Raw genomic sequence first — 1,500 nt, forward strand, 5'->3', positions numbered from 1 at the left:
GTGGCAGCGGGTGAGTGGGGCACGAGCGGTGTCGGCGGCGGGGCCGGTGGGGCCGGTGGTGCCGGCGGGCGCAGTGGCCTGCTGTTCGGGTACGCCGGAGACGGCGGCGTCGGCGGCGCGGCCGGTACCGGCGGCAGGGGCGGCAACGGGGTGAATGGCGCGGACGCCACCATCGCGGGCGCCGCAGGCGGTCGAGGCGGCGACGGCGGTAGCGGCGGAGCGGGTGGGTTCGGCGGCGCCGGCGGCAGCGCCGGAGCGCACTTCGGGTTGTTCGGCAGGGTGGGCACCAACGGCGACGGCGGCGCCGGCGCCAGGGGTGGCGATGCGGGCACTCCGGGTGACGGCGGGGACGGCAAGGCCGGTGACGCACTCGTGGTCAACGGTGGTGCGGGCGGCAACGGTGGGAACCCCGGCACGGCGGGCGCCGCCGGACTGGGTGGTGCTGCCGGTACCCGCAGGTACGGCGGCGGCACGGCGGGTGCGAGCGGCGACGCCGGTGAAGCGGTCGTCGGTCCGGTCGGCAACGGTGGGGACGGCGGGGCCGGTTTCAATGCCACCGTCGCCGGGGCCGGTGGCGGTGACGGCGGTGCGGGCGGCCATGGCGGCGCGATCGGCAACGGAGGTGCAGGCGCCGCCGGCGGTAACGGCGTCGCAGGCACCCGCGGGGCCGACGGGACCGTCGCGGGCGCTGCGGGCACCGACGGCACAGCAGGCGGTAGCGGCGGTCAGGGCGGCGCCGGTGGTCAGGGCGGCTCGGTGTCCGGTGCTGGCGGGGCCGGCGGCAAGGGTGGAGCGGGCGCTGACGGCGGTCGCGGTGGCGACGGTGTCACCGGTGCCCGCGGGGTGGCCGGGATCGACGACGGCATCGGCGGCAACGGTGGCGCCGGCGGAAGCGGAGGCTCGGGCGGGGCCGGCGGTCACGGAGGCAACGGTGGCACCGCCGCCAACGGCCTGGCAGGCGCCAACGGCGATGGCGGGGCCGGTGGCATCGGCGGTGACGCGGGCTCTCCCGGCGATGGCGGGGCGGGCGCGGCCGGTAGCGCCGACCACCTGAACGGTGGACGAGGCGGCGACGGCGCCGATCCCGGCGCGGTGGGCGCCGGCGGACTCGGCGGAGCAGCAGGCACGGGCGGCGCGCTCGGCACCGGACAGCACGGCAGCGACGGCGCCGATGGAGTAACGGCGACCGGCCCGGTCGGCAACGGCGGCAGGGGCGGCAACGGGTTCACCGCCACCGCCGCCGGGGCCGCGGGCGGCGACGGCGGCGCGGGCGGCGACGGCGGCGTGATCGGCAACGGCGGTGCAGGCGGAGCGGGCGGCACCGGGGCGGCGGGCACCAACGGTTCCGACGCGATCGTGTTGACCGTGGGCATCATTCAAACCGGCGTCATCGACGCGGGGAACGGTACTGCCGGCGGGGACGGTGGAGTCGGCGGCGCGGGTGGCTTGGGCGGCTCGATCTCCGGCGACGGCGGCACCGGCGGGACCGGCGGCGCGGAT

At 79.1% G+C, this 1,500-nt stretch carries 1 pseudogene; it reads left to right on the forward strand.

Features of this window, described 5'->3' with window-relative positions:
* A pseudogene (locus AU194_RS32350) lies at positions 1 to 1,500 on the forward strand (hypothetical protein); the annotation flags it as partial.

Source organism: Mycobacterium sp. GA-2829 (genome assembly GCF_001499965.1).
Lineage (GTDB): Bacteria > Actinomycetota > Actinomycetes > Mycobacteriales > Mycobacteriaceae > Mycobacterium.